This is a genomic window from Virgibacillus ainsalahensis (genome assembly GCF_055380755.1).
The window spans coordinates 740,673-761,847 of sequence record NZ_AP043943.1 but is presented as its reverse complement, the minus strand read 5'-3'; the positions used below and the strand labels follow the sequence as shown (position 1 = coordinate 761,847).

Annotated in this window: 15 protein-coding genes and 1 riboswitch; of the genes, 5 read left to right on the top strand and 10 right to left on the bottom strand. The window is 40.3% G+C overall.

Annotated features, from left to right (window positions below; genetic code table 11):
* Positions 1-111: 111 nt before the first annotated feature.
* Together ACZ427_RS03470 and ACZ427_RS03465 are read right to left on the bottom strand one after the other, a co-directional pair.
* Entirely contained in the window at positions 112-3,204 is a 3,093-nt protein-coding gene (locus ACZ427_RS03470; protein WP_461178329.1) for an AAA family ATPase, read from the bottom strand.
* 31 nt (positions 3,205-3,235) lie between these two features.
* On the bottom strand, positions 3,236-4,429 hold the full coding sequence (locus ACZ427_RS03465) for an exonuclease SbcCD subunit D (protein ID WP_461178328.1): 1,194 nt from the start codon (positions 4,427-4,429) through the stop codon (positions 3,236-3,238).
* Positions 4,430-4,662: 233 nt separating this feature from the next.
* On the opposite strand from ACZ427_RS03465, the gene ACZ427_RS03460 reads away from it, so the two are divergent.
* From ACZ427_RS03460 to ACZ427_RS03445, 4 genes are all read left to right on the top strand, one after another.
* On the top strand, positions 4,663-5,094 hold the full coding sequence (locus ACZ427_RS03460) for a S1 domain-containing RNA-binding protein (RefSeq protein ID WP_461178327.1): 432 nt from the start codon (positions 4,663-4,665) through the stop codon (positions 5,092-5,094).
* Between the two features lie 422 nt (positions 5,095-5,516).
* Positions 5,517-6,383, top strand: coding sequence for an SDR family oxidoreductase (locus ACZ427_RS03455; protein WP_461178326.1), 867 nt, complete (start codon positions 5,517-5,519; stop codon positions 6,381-6,383).
* A 674-nt stretch (positions 6,384-7,057) separates the two neighbouring features.
* Positions 7,058-7,621 (top strand): MerR family transcriptional regulator, encoded by a 564-nt coding sequence (locus ACZ427_RS03450; RefSeq protein WP_461178325.1) that lies wholly within the window; start codon positions 7,058-7,060, stop codon positions 7,619-7,621.
* A gap of 16 nt (positions 7,622-7,637) precedes the next feature.
* A complete protein-coding gene (locus ACZ427_RS03445) occupies positions 7,638-7,847 on the top strand; it encodes a DUF2187 family protein (RefSeq protein WP_461178324.1) in 210 nt (69 codons plus the stop codon).
* A gap of 127 nt (positions 7,848-7,974) precedes the next feature.
* Here ACZ427_RS03445 and ACZ427_RS03440 read toward each other — a convergent pair whose 3' ends face one another.
* The 3 genes from ACZ427_RS03440 to ACZ427_RS03430 form a co-directional block, all read right to left on the bottom strand.
* Entirely contained in the window at positions 7,975-9,324 is a 1,350-nt protein-coding gene (locus tag ACZ427_RS03440) for an outer membrane protein assembly factor BamB family protein (protein ID WP_461178323.1), read from the bottom strand.
* Positions 9,325-9,348: 24 nt separating this feature from the next.
* Positions 9,349-10,110 carry a DUF4352 domain-containing protein gene (locus ACZ427_RS03435; RefSeq protein WP_461178322.1) on the bottom strand — a complete coding sequence of 254 codons (762 nt, stop codon included), beginning with the start codon at positions 10,108-10,110 and terminating at the stop codon, positions 9,349-9,351.
* A 559-nt stretch (positions 10,111-10,669) separates the two neighbouring features.
* Entirely contained in the window at positions 10,670-10,828 is a 159-nt protein-coding gene (locus ACZ427_RS03430; protein WP_461178321.1) for a hypothetical protein, read from the bottom strand.
* A gap of 425 nt (positions 10,829-11,253) precedes the next feature.
* Positions 11,254-11,433, top strand: a riboswitch (Lysine riboswitch).
* A gap of 128 nt (positions 11,434-11,561) precedes the next feature.
* On the opposite strand from ACZ427_RS03430, the gene dapA reads away from it, so the two are divergent.
* Positions 11,562-12,464: a 4-hydroxy-tetrahydrodipicolinate synthase gene (dapA, locus tag ACZ427_RS03425; protein ID WP_461178320.1), complete on the top strand. Its 903-nt coding sequence runs from the start codon at positions 11,562-11,564 to the stop codon at positions 12,462-12,464.
* A gap of 315 nt (positions 12,465-12,779) precedes the next feature.
* Here the strand turns inward: dapA and ACZ427_RS03420 are convergent, their stop codons facing one another.
* The 5 genes from ACZ427_RS03420 to ACZ427_RS03400 form a co-directional block, all read right to left on the bottom strand.
* Entirely contained in the window at positions 12,780-12,896 is a 117-nt protein-coding gene (locus tag ACZ427_RS03420; protein WP_461178319.1) for a VanZ family protein, read from the bottom strand.
* Between the two features lie 1,028 nt (positions 12,897-13,924).
* Entirely contained in the window at positions 13,925-14,377 is a 453-nt protein-coding gene (locus ACZ427_RS03415) for a DUF4181 domain-containing protein (protein WP_461178318.1), read from the bottom strand.
* 1,261 nt (positions 14,378-15,638) lie between these two features.
* Positions 15,639-16,757, bottom strand: coding sequence for an ethanolamine utilization protein EutH (eutH, locus tag ACZ427_RS03410; RefSeq protein WP_461178317.1), 1,119 nt, complete (start codon positions 16,755-16,757; stop codon positions 15,639-15,641).
* A 458-nt stretch (positions 16,758-17,215) separates the two neighbouring features.
* Positions 17,216-19,054 carry a YhgE/Pip domain-containing protein gene (locus ACZ427_RS03405; RefSeq protein WP_461178316.1) on the bottom strand — a complete coding sequence of 613 codons (1,839 nt, stop codon included), beginning with the start codon at positions 19,052-19,054 and terminating at the stop codon, positions 17,216-17,218.
* Positions 19,051-21,099, bottom strand: a complete 2,049-nt coding sequence (locus ACZ427_RS03400; RefSeq protein WP_461178315.1) for an efflux RND transporter permease subunit — start codon at positions 21,097-21,099, stop codon at positions 19,051-19,053. The genes ACZ427_RS03405 and ACZ427_RS03400 overlap by 4 nt, the downstream gene beginning before the upstream one ends.
* Positions 21,100-21,175 lie beyond the last annotated feature (76 nt).

The window sequence follows — 21,175 nt, the reverse complement described above, 5'->3', positions numbered from 1 at the left end:
CTGCGCTCAGACCGGGTAGTACTGCGCTCACGGACCAATGTCCTGCGTTCAGACCCAGATGTTCCGCGTTCAGCGATGGGGTCTGGCCCCAACAAGGAACACCCCCACCCCCTACTTCACTACAAATTTTGTCTGACTGTGGCCTTCCATTGTTTTTTTTACTTCCAGTATTGCCGGGAAGACGTTTTTTAGTTCCTGCACATGGGAAATAACGCCAATCATCCGGCCGGACTGCTGGAGATCAATTAATGCATCAATCGACTTGTTCAGTGACTCTTCATCCAAAGAACCGAAGCCTTCATCAATGAACATGGTCTCAATCGAGATATTTCCCTGGAAGCTTTGGATGACATCAGACATGCCAAGCGCCAGACAGAGTGAGGCATTGAATTTTTCCCCGCCGGACAATGTTTTGACGTCACGTGTCTGGCCGGTATATCCGTCATATACATCGAGTGCCAGGCCGCTCTGCCTGCCATGGGATTCCTGTCGGTCGCTACGGATTAAGTGAAATTGCCCATTTGACAACCGTCTCAGCCGACCATTTGCAGCTTCGATGATCCGCTCCAGGTATTCGATTTGCAAATAGCGCTCGAAGGAAATTTTCTGGCTATTCTGCCCTCGTAGTACATCATATAAATCGGTAATTGTAGCAAGTTCTTTTTCGCGCTCCATTGACTGCGTATTCGCATCAATGATATTTTCCTTCAACTCGGAGGCATCTTTTAGATAACCTTTGGATTGATTCAATGTTTTGTATGCTGTCTCATACGCTTCTTTTAATGCTTGCAATTCTTTTTCAATAAACGTGAGGTCGACACGGTTTTTGTCTTTTAAAGCATTGGCTAACTCCTGCACCTGCTGTTTTTTCACAGAAAGGTTTTCATTAAATCGCTGGATCGCTTCCTTAAACTGCTGCCGGTCTGATTCAGCCATTTTCGCCTCATGATAAGCAGCTTCGGAATCAAAGTTCGCATTGCTTAAGGCTGTGGTAAACTGTTCTTCGGCTTTTTCCCGCCGTCCTTTCGTTTCATCCAGCTGTTTATTTGCATGTGTAAAATCGGCAGCCGCTTTTGTCTGTTCTTCTTTTGCCTGCTGCAATTGTTTTTGGGCTTCCTCCCATGCCTTCTCCAGCTTTTCCTTGCTTGTTTTCGTTTCATTGATTTCTTTTTCCAGCCGGGATAGCTCCCTTACTTCCTCCGGGATGTTGCTTAATCGTTCATCATAGACTACCTTGGCTTTTTCATAGGAAGTTTTGTGGTTATAGAACGTGTTTTCATGCTTTTCTTTGGTGGCTTCCATTTGTTTTATTTCTTCATTTGCTGTTTGAAGTTTTTCTTTGCTTGTTTTCAATTCTTCACGCTGCTTCTCTAAAAAAGCAATCTCGTTCGTGAGCTGCTTTCCTTTTTCAATCAATTTTTCCTTTTCCGTTTCTGCATCTGTGGCTAGAATTTGATAGTCAGCCAGTTCTTTTTCTTTCTCCTCAACTTGGGAGGTCTTTGTTTTTTGTTTGGCAACAGCATCACGATAGCTGCTGTCTTTTTCATCGAGCTTTTTCTTTAATTTCTCAAGCTGCTCACGGCTTATCTGTTTTTCCTGATTCACCGCTTTATTCGGATGTTCCAGGCTCCCACAAACCGGACACACTTCACCGTCATGCAGATGGCCGGCTAAGATACTCGCCTGATTTGTCAACCAGCTTGCTTCCAGTTCCTCATATTCTGCTTTTACCTGAAGAAAGGTTTCCTGTTTTTGTTGGAGCTCCTTATCAAGCTCCGCCCGCTCCTGTTTGTATTTGGTAAAATCCATTACCACCTTGACTTGTTCCCTCATTTTATTTCTTGTTTGCTCTTTTTCGAATAAACCGCTGACAGCCTGATCCATTTCAGTAATTCGCTTGTTTGCGGCCTCCACTGCTTCTCTTTTTTTCTCCAGTTGACTTTTTACGTTTTCCAGCTCATCAGAAGCCTTTTTCCCTTTGGTCTGAAGTTCGATTAAGTGGTTCTTTTTATCGTCAAGTTCTTTTACAACTGGCAAATGGGTATGTAATTGATCCAGCCTTTTGCCGGTCTCCTCCCTTTTGTCACTGTTGTTTTCTTCCTGCGTGTAGGTTTTTTGGGCTTGTTCCAATTTTTCAGCCGCCTGGTTGCTGGCGATTTTAGCATGTTTCAGATGCTCGTCCTTTTGTTTTTCTTCCTGACGCCATTCGTCTGCCTGTTTTTCATGGATTGCAATATGGCTCGCCCGCTCTGCCGCATCCAGCTGTTTTTCCCTTTTGGCGTAAGCCGGCACCTGTTCTTCCAACTCTTTCAGCTGTTTTTCCTGCTGGTCCAATTCCGCAAACCGGTCATTTAATGTCTTTGCCTGATGAAATTCGGTTTGTTTTGCGTCATGTGCTTTGTACGCTTCGTCATATTTCTGTTTATCGTTTTGGATTTGTTTTTCATAAAAGGCAATCTCCTGCTCTAATCCGGCAACAACCTGATTAACATTGTAATATTCCTCACGAATTACCTGGAATAGATGAGAGTCTTCCCGCTCAGGCAATGCTGCGGGGATATTTTGAATATACTGGTCCCGCTTTTGCTGCATTTGCTTATATTCCTGATCTGCCTTCGTTCGTTTATTTTTCAGCAATTCATTGATATGGCTGTAATTCTCTGTTTTAAAAAGCCTCCGCAATATTGCCTCTTTATTTTCAGTTTGCGATGTTAACAGTTTGCGGAATTCGCCCTGTGGGAGCATGACAATTTGCTTAAACTGGTCCTGTGTCAGCCCGATGATCGACTCCACCTTTTTATCAATCTCTGAGACCATTTGTCTGTCCACACAGGGGATTTCCTTTCCGTCTACCTTTTCATAAAACTCGTACCGCTCACCAGTCCTGGATTTATTTCCTTTTTTTACATGGCCAAGCTGGCGGAAAATCCGGTAAAACCTGCCCTTCAATTCAAATTCCAGTTCGATGGAGGTATGCGTGTCATCAGCGGCAAAGTCACTCCGCAGCATCTTACTGTCTTCCCTGTCCGTTCCACTTGCACTGCCATATAAAGCAAAACAAATCCCATCAAATATCGTCGTTTTCCCGGAACCTGTATTCCCGGAAATGACAAACAGGTTGTTCTCATGCAGTTCTGTAAAATCAATGGTTTCTGTCGTTTTATATGGACCGAATGCTGTCATTGTCAATTTCAACGGTCTCATTATGTATCGACTCCTTTCTGCCTTTAAAGGCTTAATTCGGTATATATTCCTTTTGTTTTGTTGAAGTGCTTGTCTCATTTTCATCACGCAAAAGTTCATCAAGGACTTCTTTAAAAATCGAAGCTGTTTCCTCTGAAGCTTCCGAGCCTTTTACTTCCTTGTAAAAGGCATGAAAAAGATCAAGATCACTCATCTCACTGCGCTGAATTCTCTCGCCTTCCTCGGTGAACGCATGATTGGTTGAATAATTTTTCCGCTCCACATGCATGGCGTTTGGATAAACGGACCGGATTCGCTCCATCGGTGAAAGAACAGGTGCCTCGTCCAATAAGCGAACAAAGACATAATCCTGATTCACCGGATGGGCAAGCAGTTCCTCGAGCGTTCCTTCTACTGTTCGAATATCCCTTATTGGCTCCAGGAGTCGTTTTTCGACAGATACATTCCCATCGCCGTCCAGTTCAACAATATGAAACCCTTTTTTATGATGTTCTTCAGATATGGAATATTTTAAAATAGACCCACAGTAGCGGATGGTTTCATTTACAACATAATGTGCCTGATGCAGGTGGCCTAAAGCAGTGTAATGGAAAGCGTCAAATTGATGGCCATCGACATATTCAGCTCCACCAATTGAAAGCGGACGCTCCGAATCACTCGTATTTTCCTCTTCCTCCCCAAAAGGTGTAACAAAGGAATGACCGATGAAAACATGCCTGGCGTCAGCATCCATACCACTTTTGATATGCTCCACGATTTTTGCTGCAGCATCATTATGTGAACGAATCGTTTCATCTTCAAAAACCGTGCGGACAACACTTGGATCACAATAAGGAACTAGATGAAAATGCACCTCACCATGCTCGTCATGGAGTTTTACCGGTTCTGTCTCCTTCGAAAAATTACCAACGATATGAAAACCATTCTGCATCATCATCCTGCTTCCAAAATTTAATCTTCCCGGGCTGTCATGATTCCCCGCAACCGCAAGCACCGGGGTTTTCAGGCGCATTACAATTGTTTCAAGTACTTCATCCAACAAATGAACAGCCTCTGTCGGCGGCACTGCACGATCATATAAATCACCGGCAATGATCACAGCATCCGGCTTCTCTTTTTCAATGGCCTGTACCAGTTGTTTGAGAACATATCGCTGATCGTCTGTCATGTAAACCCCCTGGACAAGCTTTCCCAAATGCCAATCAGCTGTGTGAAATAACTTCATGCATCTCTCCCCTTTCCATTGTTTTTTCGATTATAAATCTATTTACATTATAATATATTTAACGTCTCTTTGTGGTAGTTTCAATGAATTTCCAACCATTGTAACATTTCTATACATCCTGTTTATAGGATAATAGAGGATGTTGGTTCTGGAAAAAGTTTTTGAACTCCATTGCTATTCTTTGTTTTATTTGTTAAAATAAGGTGGTTTAACATAACTGAGGGGGAAAATTATTGTCAATTGAAGTAGGAAGTAAGGTACAAGGTAAAGTAACAGGCATCACCAATTTTGGAGCATTCGTCGAATTATCGGACGGAAAAACGGGACTTGTTCATATCAGCGAAGTAGCGCACAGCTATGTAAAAGATGTAAACGATCATCTCACATCAGGTGACCAGGTTGAAGTCAAGGTGCTTAGTGAGAAAGATGGCAAAATTGCCTTGTCCATTAAACAAACAATGGATAAACCCGAGGGACAACGCCCACCTCGTCAAGGAAGAGATGGCAGGAATTCCAAAGGCCCTCGTTCAAAAAATAATTTCAAATCCAAGGAAAGCTTTGAAGATAAAATGGCTAAATTCCTTAAAACAAGTGAAGAAAATCTGGCCACACTCAAACGCAGCACCGAAACAAAGCGTGGCGGCAGAGGCGGACGACGCGGCTAATCAACAATTCACACTATAGATAAACGCAAGCCTGATTGTACAGGCTTGCGTTTTTTAATTGGTTATGGTGGGGAGATGGAGGCTGTTCTGGTGCTTGTCGTGTGGGGTTCTGCGGTCATGACTGGTGTTTCGGCGTTCACGGGCCAGTGTACCGCGTTCGTGGACTAAGGTCCGGCGCTCTGGGCCCAGGGTACTGCGTTCACACACGGTGGTCCGGCGCTCAGGGGCAGATGTCCTGCGTTCATGGCTTGTGGTTCTGCGCTCGCCTCCTGGGATCCTGCGTTCATACGCGGTCGTCCGGCGCTCACGGGCGGGGCAATGCTCTCTTCGGATGAGATGTTTGTTTCATCAATAAAAGTGGAATGATTAGATTGAAACAACTCATTAGAAAATAGAACCATACAAGGAGGATTTACTCAGTTATGGATCCAAGAGAGATGCAAAAAGGAAGTACCCCACGGCAACGGCAGGATAAACAGCCCGGTATCGAATCAAAGATGAACCCGCTTCCTGCTCAGCCGACAGATTATAAAGGAACAGATAAACTAAAAGGGAAAAGCGCGCTGATTACCGGTGGTGATAGTGGGATTGGAAGAGCTGTTTCCATTTTATATGCAAAAGAGGGTGCGAATGTCGCAATCTCCTATTTAGATGAACATGAAGATGCAGAGGAAACAAAGAAAATGGTAGAGGCTGAAGGTGTCCAGTGCCTGTTACTTCCGGGAGATATTAAGGAAGAATCCCATTGTGTGGGTCTTGTTGACAAAACTGTAGAGGAATTTGGGGCAATTAATATTTTGGTAAACAATGCGGCCATTCAGTTTGTCCGGGAAGATCTGCTGGATATTTCATCCGAACAAATGGAAGACGTATTCCGTGTCAATTTCTTCTCACAATTTTATTTAACAAAAGCCGCTGTCCGCCATATGCAAGCTGGAGATTCGATTATAAGCACTTCTTCGATCAACGCTTATCGTGGAAATCCGGTGTTCATGGATTATTCTGCAACGAAAGGAGCAATAACAGCATTCACACGCAGTATTGCACAAAGCCTTGCCAAAAAAGGAATTCGTGCAAATACGGTAGCACCCGGACCGGTTTGGACCCCTCTTATCCCGTCTTCCTTTGACGAGGATGGTGTAGAAAAGTTCGGTCAGGACACGCTGATGGAGCGTCCCGGACAACCATCTGAACATGCATGGGCTTACGTAATGCTTGCAGCAGAAGAATCATCGTATATGACTGGGCAGGCAATTCATATCAACGGCGGTGCATGGACTTCTTCATAGGAAGAAAAAGCGCGGAAATAGGAACCTCCTGTTTCTGCGCTTTTTTTGTATGGGTTGGTGGGCAGGCAGTGATTCGGGTGTTGCGGTAGGGGGCCGGCACTCAGAGGCAAGAGGACTGCAGTCATGGCCTGAGGTTCGGCGTTCATACTCGATAGTACTGTGCTCGCTTATGGTGGTCCGGCGTTCGGAGCGAAAAGTTCGACGCTCACACTCGATAATCCGGCGCTCGCTCATGGGGGTCCTGCGTTCGGAATGATAAGTTCTGCACTCACACTCGATAGTCCGGCGCTCACTCGTGGTGGTCCGGCGTTCGGAGCGAAAAGTTCGGCGCTCACACTCGATAATCCGGCGTTCACTCGTGGTGGTCCGGCGTTCGGAGCGAAAAGTTCGGCGCTCACACTCGATAATCCGGCGTTCACTCGTGGTGGTCCGGCGTTCGGAGCGAAAAGTCCGGCGCTCGCACACGATAGCACTGCGTTCATTCCCGATAGTTCTGCGCTCATGGCGAAAAATCCTGCGCCCATACAAGGCAAACTAACATCTCTCCATTTGAAATATAATTTACTCACACTTGCCACATTTATCACATACTCATCCCACTTTATTTTTTTATACTAAGGATACGATCGGAAATTAGAAAGAAAACATGCAAGCAAGAACAAAAAGGAAAGACGGTGAAAACATTGGAATTGTTAGGTATCAATGGTTTGTGCCATATTGTTGGCATTTCAGAGAATACTGCAGCAGATTGGATTAAGGATTTTAATGTTTATATCCCGAAAGCAGACCAGCAGGATGCTACCTATTATCATCCTGAAGCGATTGAAGTATTGAAATTCATCAAGCAATGTAAAGATCAAAACTATGCAAAGCCGCAAATTATGGACATGTTAGCTAATAGAAGTTTTCCGATCACAGTAGACAGCTCCATAGAAGATGTGAAAACGACATTGGAACAGGGAAATTACAAAGAAAATATTTTATCGGTCATGCAGACGATAGGAATGACCGTATCCAATGTAGCCAACCAGGAAAAATGGTTGAAAACGATCCAGGAGCAGCAGTATGAACAAAACAAACGAATCAAACACACAGAAAAACAAACAGAAGAAATAAATCATTTAAAACGAGAGATTCAAACATTAAAACAAGAACTTACCAACATAAAAGAAAATGAAATCAAAAAGGAAACGTTCGTTAATTTATTTAAAAAATCAGAGCCGATGCATTTGCTCTAAAGTGGGAGGAATCGTCATGTTTCAGCCGGATGAGAAAAAAGCTAAACCAGGAGATGTTATCGAATTTATACGAGAGGATAAACTGTTGAAAGGAAAGGTGTTGCATTCCCAATTAAAAAACAGCAGTATTGTCGACATCTCCTCCTTGAATGATATGACAGCACTGGAGGTCAACCATCCTAACACGGTGGTAGGGCATGATAAATACAGGATTATTCAATCCTAGATGTGCTTTCAGAACAGTGATTGCTAAACTTATACAGCAGAAAAATTACCCCCCCAATGCATTAGAAAACCGGGCAAAAGCGGCCCGGTTTTTTCTGGTATTCTGACTTGCAAATTACCTTTTATGTTCAGTCAATCGTTGTCAAAAATGCTTCTCTTTCATATGGATCTTCCTGATCTTCCTCGATGTAAGGCACTACGATAAACGTATTGTCCTGATTATCATCCGGTTGACTTGGCGTAATTTCACCATCCATTACATATCCGTCTGTAACTTCTCCGGTAGTTGGAGCAACTGTTACAAGGAAATCCTCTGCCTTCTGAGCATTTTGACTATTCATTGTTCCTGTCAAAATCACTGTCCCATTTTCTGAGATACGCACATCCACATCCATCAAATCTTCGCTTATTCCATACCCCTCTGCTTCTAAACCATCATTTCCTGTAAAGGCCCAGGCAAGTGTCTGACTATCTATCTGATAACCTAAGACAGATTGTTCCAGATCAATAAACAGCATATTCCCATTTGATTGGACGTCAGGATATGTTTGCTCATACATTTCGAATGTTTTCGGAAGATCAAGTGTACTGACTTCCTCTCCCGTCTCTTTGTCCAGCTCTGTAAGTGTATATTCTCCAGTTGTTCCACTTCCTGTGTGCATCAGGGCAAATAACGCATCATCAGTAGGATGCAATGTGTAGTAACTAGTATCCTGTGACCAGATTTCTTCACCGGTTTCTTTGTTAAGTGCTTTGGTAAAGCTGTTTGTGTTGTAGATAATCATCTCATCATCCATCGTGATGTTTGACATCATCGAACCAGACAATCCAGCATCAAACGGATCTGTAGACCAACCTTCATTTCCCTCCTGGAGATCCGTCGCATGAAGGATATAAGTATGTTCATCTTTCGTAATATAGTAAAGTCTTTCTTCATCCACCTTCATTTGATGGACAGGGACTCCAGGCTCAACCATTGTTTCAACCGAATGGTCTTCCTCTCCCACTTTATAAATAATATCTTCGAAGGCTGTATAATAAAAGCTATTCGCATATACTGCCGGTGTCCAAGGCATATCATTATTACCCGGGTATTCCGGTTCTGCTCCCTCACCATTCTCATTAATCATTAATGTACTATCAGCAAGCAACGTATTTCCCCCGGTAGTAAATGAGGAAAAATCCTCACTGATATAAAAATTGACACTCGACCCCTTCACTTTCGGATCCTCATCCATTTCTTCATTGGAAAAGAAAATCGTCTGATCAAGATCAGCTTCTGTTTTTTCCAAATTAAAATCATGAATATTTATGATTTCCAATTCCTCGTCTTCCGGTGTTGTTTCTGCTTCCTCCCCGTGGTTTTCACTTCCAGCACCCGGACTTTCTGGACTGGTTTCTGCTGTATCTGAATCGGAACAACCGATGACGAAAACCATGACAACCATCGCCATTCCCAACAGTTTTATATCTTTCATATGATACAACTCCTAAGTCGTTTTTTACTGAAGCTCCCAAGCATAGATGGTACTTAAATCATAATAATTACTCAGATAATATGAATCTTCATCTGCGTATTCCTGATCGATGGGAAATACGAGATATACCTGCTGCTCTTCCCCTGGATTAAGTGTAACGTCTTCCATTTCCCCATCAATAAAAGGTACATTTCCGCCATCATTAATCGTAGTGCTAGCATCTTTTCTTTCCAAATCTGGTCTTATCGTGAATTCATGACCAAAATTTGTTGAAAACGTACCATCCCCTTGATAATATTCCGCATGTTCCCCGTCGTTTTTAAAGGTTACGTCAACAACGGCCTGGGTTTCTCCTTCACCCGCTTCTTTAATCGCTTCATGCTCTGTTACTTCATCCGGCAGTATATCTGTAATGAAAAAGTCGTTTACTTTAACTACGACACTATATTGATGCTGCCAATGTCTAATCTTACCTTCCTCCCCCATTGGTGTAACAAAGACATCATCGCCATTTTCATTCGTTGTTCTTTCCGCATTGCTTAAATCATCTCCGCCCTTACCATACTCATCCTCTTTGGCTTCATCACTTTCCGCTGTGTCCGTTTCGGTGGATTCTTCTTCCGTTGATTCTTGCTCAGATATTTCTTTCTCTACTTCTTCGGCTTCATTCTCTTCAGAAGCACTTGTTGATTGCTCTTCATCAACCGTCTCCCCGCTGCTTCCGCAACCACTTATAATGAGTATGCTCATGATCATCACAGCAAGCAGCATCATTACTTTTTTCATTTCCCTACCTCCTCGCTAACGTTACAAAACTAATAGTATTCTAGCATAGTCCTCTGGCTATAAGTATCCACAGAAAGTAACACAAAACCATATCAACTTATTAAAATAGGTATTTTCTCACAGGTTGTTATGATGATATTTCCTATAAAATGAAACCTGTTGACCCCCTTTCAAGACAGTTAGAAAATTGCGATAAAATATAAGGAGCTTATAAAGATATATGCTTAAAGTAACGAGGCAGGACTGGTGAACATTAATTGAGGTTTAATACGGGTGAAAAAGAGGGGATTCGTGCATGGAATCGATATTGGATATTCATCCGATGGTAGTCCTATAATGTTAGGTGATTCTGCTGCACATTTGATGAAATCTAAATGAAGAAAGCGTATGAAAATCGAGTTTGAAATGGATATACTTTCCCATGCAGCAGATTTTCCTGATCGTTCCTTTAATCGCTGCTTTTTGAGCAAAAAGAAAAGCCTGAAAAAAATTCCTCTTTTCCAGACCCAAGTGGGAAGTTTCAAATCGAGCGGCCGCCGATTGATGGTTTTCCTATCGTTTATATTGTATGTGTTCCTTCTTCCGTATGAATAACTTTGATTGCCTTTAGCTGATCTTTTGTTTTTTCGTCCGCTTCTTTCTTTGTCTTTGCCTGAACAATTGTTTGCTTTACAAGACCATCCTCTGTTTGGTACGTGATGTGATAGTCACTTAGCATATATATGATAGCTCCTTTCTATCCTGAACATGTATATTCTTGTGGCGGTGTGGTAATAGAACAATAACCTATGACTTTCGCCCGAATTTTTATTTTTATACTTAATCATACAGCTACTCATTTTATCATATTCTTTCTCGCATGCAACCCCTATCATATTTTCCCTATTTTTTAGAATCTTCAGCTTTCTAATCCCCCTATCATAAAGGGTGTTTTCACCATTACAACCCTACATCTACCTAAAATTTATTCATCATTCCTTATGACTCTCGACGAAAACTATTAAACATTGCAACGGATTTTCCCCACCCAATTTCCATCATGGCTTGAACGAAAATAAAATTTATTCATTCTTTCCCTTGCGCAATTCAATATTTTCTGTTATATTACAGTCAATTAAATATTTTCTTATTTCATAAGTTTGAAATGAGGATAGAGGTGCAACTGCCATCACTACACAATCGGAGGATGATGAGATTCTATGAGGATTGTGAAAAGGGGTAATTGCCGAAGTGGCGGGAAACTCATATTTCTCGGGACTGGTTCTGCTATTGAATAAATATGGAACTGTCATATAGGGAACTATATGGAGGGCTATCTTGCGCATGGAAACGAATTGTAAAATGACTTTCTACAGCAGTAGCGAAATCCCTCGCTGCTGCTTTTTTGCATTTCCCATGCATGGCCTTTCCACCTACTGTTTTTTAAAATTTTGGCAAAGGGTGTGGAAGTTATGTATTTTGGGCAAGTTTTAACAGCAATGGTGACACCATTTGATTACCAGGAAGAAATTGATTATCATGCGACGCAAACATTAGTGGATTATCTGATTGCGAACGGATCAGATGGTTTGGTGGTAGCCGGTACAACCGGTGAATCGCCGACATTGATACCGGAAGAGAAAGTCGATCTTTTCAAATTCGTTGTGAAGGCTGTCAATGGACGTGTCCCGGTGATTGCCGGAACAGGTTCCAATGGAACGAAAGCCTCTATCCAGTTGACGAAACAGGCAGAGGAAGCCGGTGTTGATGGGATCATGCTCGTTACACCATACTATAACAAACCAAACCAGGAAGGATTATTCCAGCATTTTCAGGCAATTGCAAGTTCCACCAACTTACCTGTAATGATGTATAACATTCCTGGCAGAAGCAGTGTTAATATGTCTGTGGAAACCATTTTGCGTCTTTCAGAAATCGAAAATATTGTATCAGTCAAAGAAGCAAGCGCTGATCTTGGCGCCATGACAAAAATCATCCGCAACACACCAGATGATTTCACATTGTACAGCGGCGATGACGGGCTGACATTACCAGCTTTATCTATCGGCGGAGCAGGCGTTGTTTCGGTTGCTTCACATGTCATTGGTAATGAAATGCAGGAAATGGTTGCTTCATTTAAAAAAGGAGATATTGCTGGTGCTGCTTCTCTTCATCAGGATCTGCTTCCTGTGATGGAAGCATTATTTGCAGCCCCAAGTCCAGCACCGGTAAAAGCTGCCCTGAATATAAGCGGTGTTCCAGTGGGTGGCGTTCGTCTGCCAATGATGCCACTGGACCGGGAAGAAACTGCTGTATTGCAAAACGTGCTGACGGAAGCAAGGGGATATTTTTCCCGTTTTCGGGCGATTGTATAATTACAGGGGGGGGGGGCTGAGCCAAAGCAAAGGATCAGACCCCTTTTCCTTTAAGCCAGATAACTGATTTGCGCACTAACACGAGTAGCAATAGTTCAAAATAAAAATTATCCTTTCAGAAAAAAATTCGTCTTTATCTCTGTTCTCTTGAATCCTTATCTGACTTTCCCAAATAATATAAGAAACCTGCCGATGATAAAATAACTAGCATAGTGTAAACGAACCCCATCGTTATCACCTCTTTGATTAACTAAATCTTCAGCTAATCTGCTTTAATAGTGAAAAAGCTACTGCCTTCTTTAACAATCGCATACATTAGTTTAATGACCTTTTCTTAAATAAAACTAAAATCAGAAATCCTAAATATCCACCTAATGTGTTTAATATAATATCATCTACATCAAATACACCTAATTGAGTAACGTATTGCAATGTTTCAACTTTGCCAAAACTGGTTAAGTTATTTCCTCGATGAAGCAATGGCGATTATAAAAAATATAAAAAACACCACGCCTACCCCTAGTAATAATGTTACTAAGCTCACATTATCCCACCCTTCGATTCTCTTCTAACAAATTCTACTCAGTAAAACATATAAAATTACTCAAAAAATAAAAATCCATCTATTTTTTAGTTTTCAAATGATTAACTTATTAATTATCATTTTTTTCCTGGAGGCATTTCTTGGGATCTAAATTATTCTCCCTAAACAGTATTGGCAAAAAGAGTTATGAAATCAAAAGCAAACCGCCTCTGGCAGCATTTCATCAGTACGATTTGGAGAAATCTAAAGTTTCATCTAGTTCATTTGCTGAACAGAATTGGCATCTTTTCTTTCTATCATCCTCCAGAAAAACTACCCTTTAGCTTAAGAAACTTCCAAAAAATATAACGAAAACTAACAAACTTGATAAACCCAACGTAATAATTACAGTAGTCACACTCCTTGCCATTCCCTGCCAATCTTGAATTCCTGAAAAACCGAATACCCCTAAAACTAATGTTATCAACGTTATATATAAAACCAGATTTAAAGGGTGTGTACCCAATACGGAAAACTCAATGAGACGGGAAAATGAAACTATAACAAATAATAAAATGCAAATGATTGATAGGATAAATGACCAAATGTTAATCTTTCTCTTCATTCCTTTACTCCTTTTTCTTCAAACAAGTAATTTTTTCACTAAACTACCATTAGTTCAATACCGCACCCTTCAACACTAACATAATGTTCCAAAAATATTATTAAGTTTTTACAAAAATAAAAAGACGAACAAGATTTGATGTTCGCCTTGTGCTTTGAATTCAGAAATAAAATGTTTGCTATAAATAACAATCCTATTCTACAATACTGCCCGATAACTCAACAGCCTTTCATTTAAAACATTGACTTAATAATGAAGCTGTAATCCACTCCGATTTCAGAAAATACTTCTTAAAGATAAGCACTAGTTACTTCAATAGTACTCCCTTTTCGTTATTTCTATTAATCCAAAAAAATCAGTCATGAACAATGTGAAAAGCAATATAAGAAAAAATACGATTTGGCTAATTGTTAGTTTATAAGCATTAGGATTTTCTGCATACTTTCGCTCCATAACAGCTCTAACCGTTTCAGAAACAATCATAAAAATAAATAGTATAAACCACGGTTGTAAAAACCAAATCATATCCATAGGTCCTCTCGTGATGGTTATAATATATCCCAATAAAATAACGACTATTGTAGTAATTCTAATTGTCCAATCAATTTTTTTATGTTTCTCATTCACATGATTATATGAAAAGAATTTCTTTTTTTTAATTCTTAACCATTTTCTCATTATTGTATTAAACAAAACCATCAACAATAATATAATGGCTAACAATAATATTAAATTCGGCCAAAAAGCAGGCTCTACTACATACATATATTTATCCTCCCTCGTTCCCATTTGCGTTTATATTCATAATTCAGATTTTTATTAACCTGCTTTAAGCGATTAAGAAAGAGAACTGAATAAACATAGATATTATTGCTCTATTGTAAAGGTTAAGGAAATCGAAACGATTACAATTAAAACTAATCCCCACATTACTATTAACCTACCTATATCACTTTTAAAGAATAAATAAACAAACCCCACATAAATAACAGTAGTAACTAAAAAAACACTATACCAGAAATTAACTTTTCGTTTGTGTAATTACCGAAGATAAAATGTAAAATTAATATTGGATATGATATAAAAGCAATAAGATAGTGTAGTTTTTTTGTGTCCACCGAATCCCTCTCCTTGTTAAAACATTATTATTACAGTTTTTAAGTAGGTATTGAATTAGTTACAAAATAAAAAAACCATAAATATACTGAAACCACCTAGGAGGATTTTTGAACTATCCTCGTTAGTTGACTCACAAACTTCATACTTTACATTTGTATGTATTCTCGAGTTTAGTTTACACTAACTTACATCATTAATTAAATCCATTCATAGAAATTATTACATATCCTGGGCCCTTCTGTAATCAGACATCCCTATTGCCTCTTCATACTATGTATTATTTTACTGTTTTCATTTCCAGGAATATCGGGTATAATAAAAAGAGATATATTGCATAACATAAAAAGAGACCGCTAGTACTGATGCACTAACGGTCAGATACATTAGCCCTTCAAGGGGGCGGCTCACATTATAGGTTTTTTTAAAATAACTACCCATTATGCTTACCAGGCCTATGGGTGGTTATTTTTTATGATTTGACAGTACTGCAACCATTAATGTTCCAAACGAAATCATAAACAAAAGCGCAAGCGCCTTGATCACCCTAAGGCATAGCTTTAAGCAAGAACTCACAGTGGCGTTCTTGGCCACAGGGAGTTCTTGCTTAAGACCTCGAGGGGGTAGGCGCTGGAGCTGGCCGAGGCCATTACTGACAAGGAATTAATATGCTGCCAAAAGTCTATTTTTCTTACCTATTAAAAAAAGTGATTCAAATACTGTCATCAGGCATCACCCCCCTTCCATTATGGAAGTCAGGAAGTGAGCCACCACCCACGAAGCCTTATTGTACAAGTTCTATTATAACAGAACATATTTTCCTGTTAATAGTTATAAGTGAAACGAGTAGATTTGAAATAAAGTTTGATCATTCCTGCATTGTGTTGCTCCATTAAAGCACTCAGTTAATTTAAATACACCTTTTCACAAATTTATCAACATGATCTGTGCGCTTCTTTTTATTTCGTGTTGTAATAATAGCTAAAATAACAGCACTAAGACCTCCAACAAGCTTTCCTACGATCATCGATAAAACAATTTCTTTGTTAACTCCTGCCACAAATCCCAAGTGTGCCCCAAACACAAAAGAACCACTAACAGCAAAGGCTACATTAATAATTTTCCCTCTATCATCCATGTCTTTAAACATAGAGAACATTGGAATGTTATGAGCTAAAGATGCCATTAATCCTGCAGTAGATGTTTCATTTATATTTAATAAAACTCCAATCCTCCTTAATAATTTCTTAAAGATGAAGGATATAAAGGCAACCAGTGGAAATGCTCCTGCAAGAAATATAGCAACCCTTGCAACAATTTCGATTCCCTCCATTAACGGTGTCATGTTAGGAATAACGGTAAAACCTGTAATTGTTTCAACAGATATTGCTGTTAAACCAATAATAGCTATAATTTCTATGCCCTTAGCCAATATAGAAAATCCAGAAATCATCTTCTCTGTATATCTCCATAGACCAATCGCAATCAATATAGACAGTAGGATAGTTGGAATAAGGTTTTTAATGATAACCGGTATAGGGATATGTGCAACAATTCCACCAACCAAACAGCCAAACGGCACCGTTATTAAACCTAACAAAATACCTCTGGCAAAAAACGGGTGATGCTCTTTCTCTATAATTCCTAATCCAACAGGAATCGTAAAAACCAGAGTTGGTCCCATCATTGACCCTAAAAACACCCATGCAAATAATTCAGCTTCTGCATTTTGAGACATTTCTGTTGCTAATGCATAACCTCCCGAATCCATAGCTATTATCGTACTTGCGAAAGATGCAGGGTCTGCTCCTACTAATCCATAAACAGGCGCAATGAGAGGAGTTAGAATTGAAGCAAGAACTGGGGCTAAAGATATAATTCCAACCATTGCGAGCGCGATGGGTCCCATTGTCATGAACCCATCTGTGAAATGCTTCCCTAACCCCCATTTATTTCCCATACATTTATCAATTGCCCCTAAACAAAAAAAGCCTATAACGATATAAACGATGATGTCATTAATACCCATTTCTACTTCTCCAATGCTAGATGTTTTATGTTTACTATTACTATCTTTCTATCAACTATTTGTCATAATTGATCTCAAGCTTCCGCTATAAGTTAAATCACTAAGTCAAAACTAGATTAGCTTTACATTAATAACTGTATATAAGTCACTAAGCTATTCATTCCTCTTATTATTATTAAACTAACCTGCCAGTAGTTTAACTGGGTAATCGTTCAAAATCTCTGTATTTAGTTTAACATAGTAATTCTACTACTTTTATGGGTAAACAATAAATATTGTCATTTTGCCATTTATGGTGTTATTACAAATAATAAAATGATACATCCTTTTAAACATTGGTGTGTCAATAAAAAAACAGCGTACTGAATCTTTTATGATTTAGTACGCTGAATAATGTGATTTTATATTTTCTCCACCATATGTGAACTACTTAGGAAATTTCTCTGCTTCCTTTTTTGTTAAAACAAATCTTTCAACCGATCCCAAAATCCTTTTTCCTCTTCTTCATTCGTTTCATTTTCTGATTCGGGTTCTTCGATTTCAATGCTTTCTGTTTTTAGGACAAATTGAACAACTTCGACGTTTTCATTATCCTCTGACACAAAGGATACCGGCTCAAAATCTCCTGCTTCGTATTCTTCCATCATCTCATCTGTCTCTTCCTGGACTTGACCAGGTAAATCGCTTGTGGATGCTTCAAGTTCTGCTGTGCCATTTTGCAATTCACTTGCCCCATTATCAAGCGAGGCTGTACCATCAGCTAGCTCCTGAATACCAGCATTCAGTTCATTATATGATCCAGCCAGTTCTCCTACACCATTTGTATAGCTTACAAGACCATTGTGGAAGGATTCATACTCAGATGATAGTGAGGATAGGCCATCCTGCAGTTCGGTAAGTGAGTCCATCTCATCCATATTCGCGATCGCATTTTCCATTTCTGTTGCCGTTGTTTCCATATGGCCTGTCATTTCACGAATAGCACTTGATGCTTCTTCCAGCGGTTCACTAACTGCTGCAAATGCTTCCTCTGCCCCATTATAGGTTTCTTTAGCTGCTTTTGCCTTGTTATATGTTTCTACAAGCTGGTCGACGACTTCTGTATCTATATCACTTTCGTATAATGCTTGAATTTGTTCTTCACTAATTTCATAGGATGGAATTGCTGCCATTGCTTCATCAAGACTGCTATAGGCAGCACCATAATTTTCTTTCAATGTATCCAGTCCATCCGCAGATTCATTTAATCCTCCCGCAATTTTACGAAGTTCACCAGGTAATGCTTCCAGTTCACCCAGTTCTATATCTCCTGTGCTTCCTTCCATGGCTGCACCCACACTATCAAGTGCGTCAAGAATAGATGCAGAGCCATTCACAAGTTCACCTGATGATTGATCAAGTTCATTTATTCCACTTTGATATTCCGTGGAGCCATTACTTAAATTGGTTGCACCAGTGTTAAGTTCAGCAATTCCTGTATTTAAATCCACAACCCCTGCATTTACGTCTGCAATGGCATCAGAAAGTGTCTGCATTTCATTTGTCATACCGCTCATGTCCGGGCTGTCAATGGACATCGAATAAGGTGTTGCTGAAATTTCGATTGGTTCCATTTCAAAGTCCGATACATCTGCAGATACAATCAACTCTTCTTCCTGCTCCGGCAATACGGTGAAGGAAATTTGCTTATCTTTTCCTGCATTTGCCTCCGTCCCATCCGGTGCTTGGATATTATCAAATATGGACGGGTCAAGCGTCATCGAAATCTGTTGAACATAGTGTTCGAAAAATACCGGATCGACATCCTCATTCGCTGAAGTCGTTATCTGAATTTCCAGGGAGCCGCTCTCACCTGCAAGTGCTTCTGGTTCAGTTTCTTCGCCATCTAAAAGATAGGTAATGTTTACATCCCATGGAAGCGTTTTGTTTTGCATATTGCCCTGATAATAAAATTCACCTTCTTCCGCCTCAAATTGAACGGCATTATTTTCTGTTTGTTCGATATCCGATAAATTACTCAGGTTTCTTACAGATGTGTAATCACCATAATCCACAATTTCACCAGGTTCTGTCATGTGGAAGGTGTTAACAACATACATTTCCTGCGTTGTGCCTGTTGCATCCAAATTTCCATAAATGACTTCATCTTTTGAGGAATACGCACCATCCCCTGATGCTGCTTCATCCTGCTCCTCTTCACTATTTTCGCTGGATAAAGCTGCGGATGGAAAAGAGGCGAACACAAGCATCGTACTTAGCATGATTAGTAATATTTTTTGCTTTTGCACCTTTATCATTTCTCCTTATAAAAATTTGCTTTCCGGGTTGTTTTATGAATCACCTTATCACATACAATCAGCAATGCCGGCAGGAAGAGTACGACCATAATAAAGGCCAGTAATGCACCACGTCCCAGCAAGAGTCCAATTGATGCGACAATCGAATTCGTTGACGTAATCCATAAGATGAAGCCAACACTGGATAAAATTGATGCTGACACAGCAATCGAGAAAATTTTCTCGTCTAACGTTTGCTTAATTGCTTTAATTACAGGCATTTCTTTACGGTTTTGCATATATGCTTCGGTAAGCAGAATTCCGTAATCAACCGTTGCCGCAAGCTGGACGGTACTAATGATCAGATATCCAACATAAACAAGGGAGGAATCTGTGAAATAAGGTACCGATAAATTAATCCAAACTGCTGACTGAATCGTAAGCAGAAGTACAACCGGCATCGAAATCGATTTGAAAGTAACCAGTAGGACAACCGCAATCGTCAGAACTGTTAACAGATTAACCATCGTATTATCTTTTTCCACAATATTTTTAATATCGTAAAGCGTTACGCTCTCACCAAGCGTAAAGAAATCATTGCCATAATAATCTGCCGTCGTATGCTGGACGGTATCAATTAAATCAAATGCCGCATCCCCTTCCAGACCGGTACTTGTATTTAATGTAATCCGGCTGTAGTTTTCGGAATAAAATTGTTCTGTCTCTGATTCCTCCAAATATTCAGGTGGTATTGCAGCACCAACTGTATTCACATAGGAGACGACACTATCAATCCCATCTATCTCCTCCAGGTCGTGGACTAATTCCTCTTCAGCTGCCAGATCACCTTTTGGGACAAGGAGAACCATTGGTGTATATTTACCAAACGCTTCTTCAATTTCGATGATATCACTGCCAGCTCTCGAAGACTCCGGCTGTTCCCCCATACCATAGAGGAAATTGGTCTGGCTTTGTCCTAAAAATGCAGGAACAATTAAAAGGAATACAATGATTAGTACGGGAATACGCAGTTTTACAACAAAATTCCCAATCCTTGGCAGTTCTGGAATGAATGCCCTATGCTCTGTTTTATCGAGCCATTTGTAAAATAGGAGTGTCATTGCCGGTAAGAAAACCATGACACTGATAAAGCTTAACAAAATCCCTTTCACTAGATTCAAGCCTAGGTCTGCGCCAATCTCGAAATTCATAAATGTGAGTGCAATAAAACCAAAGAATGTCGTGGATGCACTTGCTACAATTGCCGGGAAAGACCGCTTCATCGCAAGCCGCATCGCTTCTTCAGGATCAGCTGTCTGTTTTCGATAATCTGAAAAGCTATGCAGCAGGAAAATCGCATAATCCAGCGAGACCGCAAGCTGTAAGATCGGTGCCACGGATTGGGTAACGAACGAGATTTCCCCAATAAAAATATTGGTTCCAAGATTAATTAACACCGAAATTCCAATTGCTGTCAGGAAAAATACCGGTTCGGCCCATGACCGTGTCGACAGCACCAAAATAATAATGATGATTGGAACCAATAATGCCGCCGCATACATCGATTCTTTGCCCGTCATTTTCTGGGAAGTGGCAGTGTCGAGTGCTTCCCCTGACATGGCATTACCTTCGCCGATGAGCTCATAGACGGCATCTGTCGTCTCCACTTCCCGCCCTTCTTCGATATGGAAAGAATACAGCGCATCCCCATCTTTATAATAGGATTCTACTGTATCTGAATCTGCCATTTCCACAGGGGTTTTGATATCAATGACATCATCCAGCCACATAACCTCACTTACACCATCAACAGCCGCCAGTTCCTCTTTAAAGGAAAGTGCCTCCTGGATGGTGAGGTCATGCATCATCACCCTTGTGTTTGCTACATTCCCATCAAATTCTTCTTCCATTACATCCATTGCTTCTATCGAAGGTGCATCCTCAGGCAGGTAATCTACCATATTGTAATTGATAGATACGGCGAACTGAGCAATCGTACTGATTACTGCCAGGATCATGAATGTAATTACAACAGCCTTTTTATGCTTTAAAATTTTGTTTGTCATATCAATCGATGTTCATCCTCTCTTGCACACTTAAAAACAACACGATAATATTATATAAGACACGGTGTTGCTTTTA

What these genes read in the sequence shown, in the direction of transcription:
- ACZ427_RS03470 (WP_461178329.1), bottom strand. Translation starts at nt 3,204, where the DNA reads ATGAGACCGTTGAAATTGACAATGACAGCATTCGGTCCATATAAAACG.
- ACZ427_RS03440 (WP_461178323.1), bottom strand. Translation starts at nt 9,324, where the DNA reads ATGAAAGATATAAAACTGTTGGGAATGGCGATGGTTGTCATGGTTTTC.
- ACZ427_RS03445 (WP_461178324.1), top strand. Translation starts at nt 7,638, where the DNA reads ATGTTTCAGCCGGATGAGAAAAAAGCTAAACCAGGAGATGTTATCGAA.
- dapA (WP_461178320.1), top strand. Translation starts at nt 11,562, where the DNA reads ATGTATTTTGGGCAAGTTTTAACAGCAATGGTGACACCATTTGATTAC.
- ACZ427_RS03465 (WP_461178328.1), bottom strand. Translation starts at nt 4,429, where the DNA reads ATGAAGTTATTTCACACAGCTGATTGGCATTTGGGAAAGCTTGTCCAG.
- ACZ427_RS03415 (WP_461178318.1), bottom strand. Translation starts at nt 14,377, where the DNA reads ATGTATGTAGTAGAGCCTGCTTTTTGGCCGAATTTAATATTATTGTTA.
- ACZ427_RS03430 (WP_461178321.1), bottom strand. Translation starts at nt 10,828, where the DNA reads ATGCTAAGTGACTATCACATCACGTACCAAACAGAGGATGGTCTTGTA.
- ACZ427_RS03455 (WP_461178326.1), top strand. Translation starts at nt 5,517, where the DNA reads ATGGATCCAAGAGAGATGCAAAAAGGAAGTACCCCACGGCAACGGCAG.
- ACZ427_RS03400 (WP_461178315.1), bottom strand. Translation starts at nt 21,099, where the DNA reads ATGACAAACAAAATTTTAAAGCATAAAAAGGCTGTTGTAATTACATTC.
- ACZ427_RS03405 (WP_461178316.1), bottom strand. Translation starts at nt 19,054, where the DNA reads ATGATAAAGGTGCAAAAGCAAAAAATATTACTAATCATGCTAAGTACG.
- eutH (WP_461178317.1), bottom strand. Translation starts at nt 16,757, where the DNA reads ATGGGTATTAATGACATCATCGTTTATATCGTTATAGGCTTTTTTTGT.
- ACZ427_RS03435 (WP_461178322.1), bottom strand. Translation starts at nt 10,110, where the DNA reads ATGAAAAAAGTAATGATGCTGCTTGCTGTGATGATCATGAGCATACTC.